Source organism: Streptomyces sp. NPDC006265 (genome assembly GCF_040613555.1).
Lineage (GTDB): Bacteria > Actinomycetota > Actinomycetes > Streptomycetales > Streptomycetaceae > Streptomyces.
The window spans coordinates 1-5846 of the sequence record NZ_JBEXSH010000572.1 but is presented as its reverse complement, the minus strand read 5'-3'; the positions used below and the strand labels follow the sequence as shown (position 1 = coordinate 5846).

The 5846-nt window shown below is 72.5% G+C and carries 4 protein-coding genes, 2 tRNA genes and 2 pseudogenes; 3 read left to right on the top strand and 5 right to left on the bottom strand.

Annotated features, from left to right (window positions below; all coding sequences use genetic code 11):
• Positions 1–189 precede the first annotated feature (189 nt).
• The 3 genes from ABZ281_RS34150 to ABZ281_RS34140 all read right to left on the bottom strand — a co-directional run bounded on the left by ABZ281_RS34150 (position 190) and on the right by ABZ281_RS34140 (position 2081).
• Positions 190–945: a ferredoxin reductase gene (locus ABZ281_RS34150; RefSeq protein ID WP_356661855.1), complete on the bottom strand. Its 756-nt coding sequence runs from the start codon at positions 943–945 to the stop codon at positions 190–192.
• A 7-nt stretch (positions 946–952) separates the two neighbouring features.
• On the bottom strand, positions 953–1558 hold the full coding sequence (locus tag ABZ281_RS34145; RefSeq protein WP_356661853.1) for a sulfite oxidase-like oxidoreductase: 606 nt from the start codon (positions 1556–1558) through the stop codon (positions 953–955).
• 85 nt (positions 1559–1643) lie between these two features.
• Entirely contained in the window at positions 1644–2081 is a 438-nt protein-coding gene (locus tag ABZ281_RS34140; protein WP_356661851.1) for a MarR family winged helix-turn-helix transcriptional regulator, read from the bottom strand.
• 274 nt (positions 2082–2355) lie between these two features.
• Between ABZ281_RS34140 and ABZ281_RS34135 the strand changes: the two are divergent.
• Positions 2356–2523: pseudogene (locus tag ABZ281_RS34135) on the top strand (putative protein N(5)-glutamine methyltransferase); the annotation flags it as partial.
• Between the two features lie 11 nt (positions 2524–2534).
• On the opposite strand, the pseudogene ABZ281_RS34130 reads toward ABZ281_RS34135, so the two are convergent.
• A pseudogene (locus tag ABZ281_RS34130) lies at positions 2535–4328 on the bottom strand (PAS domain-containing protein); the annotation flags it as partial.
• A 436-nt stretch (positions 4329–4764) separates the two neighbouring features.
• The gene (locus ABZ281_RS34125) at positions 4765–5280 is read right to left on the bottom strand and encodes an SSI family serine proteinase inhibitor (protein WP_356661849.1); all 516 of its coding nucleotides are present in this window, start codon (positions 5278–5280) and stop codon (positions 4765–4767) included.
• A gap of 188 nt (positions 5281–5468) precedes the next feature.
• On the opposite strand from ABZ281_RS34125, the gene ABZ281_RS34120 reads away from it, so the two are divergent.
• A tRNA-Ser gene (locus tag ABZ281_RS34120) sits at positions 5469–5559 on the top strand.
• Positions 5560–5756: 197 nt separating this feature from the next.
• A tRNA-Arg gene (locus ABZ281_RS34115) sits at positions 5757–5829 on the top strand.
• Positions 5830–5846 lie beyond the last annotated feature (17 nt).

Below are 5846 nucleotides of genomic sequence, written 5' to 3'. Positions count from 1 at the left end.
TGTCCGGGACCCGACTGCGCCGCGAGCGGGGCGGTGACGTCGAGGACGTTGCCGACGCCCTTCGGGTAGCTGTTGGTGTTGTTGTCCGGAGGGGTACCCCCTCCGGCGCACATCGATCGCTCCAGGGCCGTATACACGGCGGGAGCGGCCCGCGCCTGGGTGCCCGGGACGACCGCGACGAAACCGGGGTCAGCCGAAACGCTCGATGCGGATCCGGTGCACCGGCTGACCGGCCGTCACCAGCAGCCTGGAGGCGTGCTCGGCGAAGGAGTTGGAGCCGCACACATAGGCCTCCCACCCACCAGAGGGCTGCTCGGCCAGGAGCGGCGCCACATGTGCGGCCGCCATACGTCCGACCGTCGTCCCCGCAGGCGCGCTCCGCGTGAAGACAGATGTCGTCTCCGCACCCAACTCCCGGGCGTAGAGGAGCTCCTCGGGGCTGCGCGCGGACACCAGCAGCCGCAGCGGCACAGTCAGGTTCCGTGCCCGGTGGTGCCGGACCATCGACATCAGCGGGACGACGCCGGAACCGGCGCCTAGGAGTAGCGCGGGCCGGTCGCCCGGCCAGGCGAAGAAGCCGCTCACCGGGCCCCGCACCTCGACCCGGTCGCCGGGCCGGGCGACGGTGTGGAACCAGCCCGAGACCTCGCCGCCCTCGACGTGGTCCAGGGTCAGCTCGACATGCCCGCAGTCGTCCGGCGCGGACGCGATCGAGTAGTGCCGCTGGGCCGCGTAGCCGTCCTCGGCGGTCAGCCGCACCATCAGGTGCTGGCCGGGCAGGTGCCCCGGCCATCCGGGCACGGCGAGCCGGAAGGTGGCGGCGCGGGGGGTCTCGCGGCGGATCTCGGTGACCGTGGCGGTCTGCCACTCGGACGCGGCCTGCTCGCTCACGGCGATGCGCCCGGGCACGGCGAACCGTGTCGGAGGCACGAAGGTCTCTGTCACGGCGGTCTCAGTCACCGGAATACCTCTGCTCCTCCCACGGGTTTCCCCGCTCGTGATAGCCGTTCTGCTCCCAGAAGCCCGGCTCGTGGTGGTCGAGGATCCGCAGGCCCGCGATCCACTTGGCGCTCTTCCAGAAGTACAGGTGCGGCACCACCAGCCGCGCCGGGCCCCCGTGCTCGGGGGCGAGGGGCCTCCCGTCGTACTCCCACGCGATCCAGGCGCGCCCGCCGGTCAGGTCGGCCAGCGGGAGGCTCGCGGTGTAGCCGGTGTGCGCATAGGCGACGGCATGGGTGGCCGACCCATGGGGCCGGACCGCATCCAGGAACGGGTCCAGGGACACGCCGGCGAACCGCACCCCGAACTTCGACCAGCTCGTCACACAGTGGATGGCGCCCTCGTACGCCGACGGGGGCAGCCGGTGCGCCTCGTCCCAGCCCCAGGTGCGGGGCTCGGCCACCAGCCCGTCGACGCGGAACGTCCAGTCGGCGGGCGTCAGCTCGGGAGTGACCTCGGCGGACAGGACGGGCCAGTCGTCGCCCGTGTCGTACTGGCCGGGTGGCAGACCGGGGTCGGCGGCGCGCGGGCGCCCGGTGAAGCCTCGGGTGATGTGCATGCGGTGGTGCCTCCGGGCCGGGCCGACGGTGCCCGCCGGACCGGATGATCAGTGATTGCGTATTCAACCGTACGGGGAGTGCGGCCTACTCCTCCCGGCCGGGGCCGGGCCAGGCGTTGTAGCGCACGAGATACTCGGCGAACCGGCTCAGGTCCTCCGCCGGCCAGTCGGCCAGGCGCTCCCGGAAGGCCGCCCGCCGGCTCTCGGTGACCTGCGCCAGGATGTGCCGCCCGGCCCGCGTCAGGTGCAGCACCTGGACGCGCTGGTCCGTCGTGTCCGGGCGGCGCTCGATGAGGCCGGCACGCTCCAGGGCGGCCACCTGGCGGCTGACGGTGGACTTGTCCAGGGCGTAGTGGGCGGCCAGGTCGGTGGCGCGGCAGCCGCCGACCTCCTCCAGATGCCCGAGCAGCGTGTACGACACCAGCGAGAGCTCGGGGTGCATCCGGCCCGCGGCGGCCCGGGCCCGGCGGGCGAACACCGTCATCTCCCGCTGGATGGTCTCGACGGCGTCGGCGGTGTGCACGGGACCTCCCTCACCACGGTGGTGCTCGGCTCCCTCCATGGTTGCATAACCCAACCACCCGGCCGGACGGCGTCACCGTCGCCGTACCCGCCGGCCGGCCCGTCGGGGTAGAGTTGCCGTCCGGCCGGGCGGGGACCCGGTCGCCGGAAGCCGAGGAGGTGAGACCCATTACCGCTGTGTCAGCTCGGGTGCTCTCCTCTCGACGTCGCGCGGATCGCCGGTCGTAGGCGATCGCCGGAGCGCCCTTCGGTTTCCGAAAGGCTTCTGGGCTTCCATGCCGTCTGTGTCTGCCGTCCCCCCTTCCACACCGTCCTCCCGTGACTCCGTCGTCGCCGCCCTGCGCACCGCGGGGTGCGTCTTCGCCGAGGACGAGGCCGACTTGATCCTCGCCACCGCGCGCACCCCGGCCGAGGCCGCCGCCATGGTCGAGCGCCGCGTCGCCTCACCACCCGGAACGTCTCCGTCCAGGAAGGCGTCGGTCGTGGCCCGCCGCCCCCGGCGCCGCCCCCCACCGGAGGTCTGATCGGCGGGGTCGACGAGGGCGAGCGCGGCGGACTCGTCCACCGGCTGGGCGGCAACGGCCCCGGCCCCGCCTCCGATCGGCACCTCGAGGACGTACGCGCTCCCGCTCATCCCCGGCACGTCATGCGTCTGAAGCACACCGCCGTGGGCCCGGACGATCCCGCGCACGATGGGCTCGTGCACGGTGTCGCCACCGGCGTACGGCCCGCGCACCTCGATGCGTACGACCTCGCCGCGCTGCGCCGCCGCCACCACGACGGTGTTGTCCAGGTAACCGCCCGCCGACACGGGCGTGTTGCCGGTCGCGTCGACCCCGGCCACGTCGGCGACGAGATGCGCGAGGGCGGTCGCGAGCAGCCGGGGATCGACCTCGGCCTCGATGGGCGGCGCGTGCACGGCGAACTGCACCCGCCCGGGCCCGATCAGCTCGACGGCACCGTCGACGCCGGCCGCGACGACGGCGTCCAGCATCACCTTCGTACGGGAGACGCTCTCGCCGCCGGTGTCGAGCCGCTGGTAGCCGAGGACGTTGTCGATCAGCGTCGTGATGCGCGAGTAGCCGGCCGACAGGTGGTGCAGCACCTGGTTGGCCTCGGGCCACAGCTGCCCGGCGTCGTCGGCGGCCAGTGCGGCCAGCTCGCGGCGCAGCTCCTCCAGCGGTCCGCGCAGTGACCGGCCCAGCAGGGTCAGCAGCTGCTCGTGCCGGGCGGCGAGCGCCTCGAACCGGTCCTTCTCGCGCTCCCCGAGGGCGGCGTAGCGGTCCTCGCCCGCGGCGAGTTCCTCGGCGTGCCGTTCGGTCAGCTCCTCCAGCTCGGTGACGTGCTGCTGGCGCAGTGCGGTGAGCTCGGAGGCGTGCTCCTCGGCGATCCGCTCCAGTTCCTCGGCATGCTGCTTCTCCGCCGCTCTCTTCTCCTCGACGACGGCGTCGTACGGCCGCCGGTCGGTGAAGGTCATCACGGCGCCGACGAGCTGCTCGCCGTCCCGCACGGGCGCGGTCGTCAGGTCGACCGGCACCTTGCCGCCGTCCTTGGAGTACAGCACCTGCCCGCGCACCCGGTGCTTGCGCCCGGAGCGCAGGGTGTCGGCGAGCGGCGAGTCCTCGTAGGGGAAGGGCGAGCCGTCGGGGCGCGAGTGCAGGACGAGGTCGTGCAGTTTGCGTCCGCCGAGATCGCTGGCCCGGAATCCCAGTATCTGGGCGGCGGCCGGATTGACGAGCACGATCCGTCCGTCGGTGTCGGTGCCGACGACGCCCTCGGACGCGGCCCGCAGGATCATCTCGGTCTGCCGCTGCGAGCGCGCGAGCTCGGCCTCGGTGTCCACGGTCCCGGTCAGGTCCCTCACGACGAGCATGAGCAGCTCGTCACCGCTGTACCCGTAACCGTCGTAGGCCTGCTGCCCGTTCTCCAGATTCGCACTGGTGACCTCGACGGGGAACTCGGTCCCGTCGGTCCTGCGCGCGATCATCCGGGTGGGCTTGGTCCGGGCGTGCGGATCGAGGTGTTCCGGGCGCCGCATGGAGCCGGGGATGAGCTTGGAGTCGAATTGCGGCAGCAGATCGAGCAGCCCGCGGCCCACCAGAGCGGTCCCCGGGGTCTCGAAGGCCTCCAGGGCGATGGTGTTGGCGTTGACGACCGTGCCGTTGGCGTTGACCAGCACCAACGCGTCAGGGAGGGCGTCCAGTATGGCTGCGAGGCGAGCAGCGCCTCGGGATGGCCTGCTGCTCACGAGACGCTTCCTCCCTGTTACCGCACCTTGCCGACCGCTCGGGCCATCTTGCCAACCGTCCCGCGGCGTGTCACGCGAGGGAGTCTAAGGGCTGCGGTTGCGCTCGCGACGCCGGATGGGAGCGAGGTCGCACGAGGAGGTGACCCCGAACTGACGACCGAGTAACCGCCAAACGCCCGCCCTCCTGCGACGACGTCGCGGGACCTCCGCGGGACCTTTACGACGACGGCGTTTCTGTACCTTTTGGCCGGGCTGGCGTGATGGGGGCGGAGAGTGGCGCAAATGGGGTGGGGGGGGGACGGGGTGTGCGGGGCGCGGGGCCGGGGGGTGCGGGGTGGCGGGTGCGGGGCACCGGCCGACGCCGCGACGCCCCGGGCCCCGACGGCCCGACAGTCGGCCCAGGCGCCTGCGGTCGGCTCAGGCGCCCGCGGTCGGCTCAGCCCTTGGCAGCCCGGTCGCTCCCCACCCCCGGCAGGAGCGGCACGAGCCGGTCCCAGCGGGAGATCTGGCAGCCGTCCCGGCGGTCGTACGTGGCGTCGACGGGCCGTCCGGCCCAGGTGCCGGTGACGTGCGCGGTGGCCGGGCCGCCGTACTGCATGGTGCAGAAGCCGCCCTCCGGCGCGGGTGCGAAGACGTCCTGCCCCCACCGCGTGTCCTTCGCCAGTGCGGCGCAGGCGCCGCTCGGGTCGGGGTGGCTGCCGCCGTCGGGGCCGCAGTACAGCTCGAAGGTTCCGTCGGCCCCGTCGCCGGCGTTCCGCACGGTGACGGTGAGGTGATCGCGGTCCGGGCCGTCGCCGGGCCTGACGGGGGACAGCAGGTCGGACCCGCCGGCCTGGGCATACGCGGCCGGGGGCGCCGCGGTCAGCGACCCGGCGGCGGCGACGGAGGCGGCGGCACCGACGAGGAGGCGCCGCAGGACGGGGCGGGCGGTGGCCCGGGGAGTGGCAGGCAACATGCCCTGCCTAACGCGGCGCGGCCCCGGACGTTGCGCGCGCACGCCCGGGCGGGGGCCCGCAGGGGCCTGACAAGGCCTTTGCCCTGCGCCCCGCCCGCCTAGTACCGTGGGGGTCGATTGGTGACAGCACGCTCGACTGTGTCATCATCGGCACGCACCGCTCGCGCTCGCGCGGGAGTGATGCTGGAGGCGTCGCCTAGTCCGGTCTATGGCGCCGCACTGCTAATGCGGTTTGGGACTTACATCCCATCGAGGGTTCAAATCCCTCCGCCTCCGCACTCGATCACGAAGCCCCGGTCACCCGACCGGGGCTTCGCTGTCGTTGCACCCTCGAAGTGCGGCCGGAAGTGCCGTTTCCCCAGCTCACAAGGGGTATGGCTAACGGATTTCACATGGCGGCGGCAGTCATGTAATGTTCTTCCTGTCGCCGCGAGCGAGCCGGAAGGCCCGAGAGCGGCGAAAAAACAGAACAAGCACTCGTAGCTTAACGGATAGAGCATCTGACTACGGATCAGAAGGTTGCAGGTTCGAATCCTGCCGAGTGCACACAGGTCAAAGGCCCC

Bases quoted from the DNA above. Each gene is read 5' to 3' on its own strand.
- ABZ281_RS34145 (WP_356661853.1), bottom strand. From the start codon at position 1,558: ATGCACATCACCCGAGGCTTCACCGGGCGCCCGCGCGCCGCCGACCCC.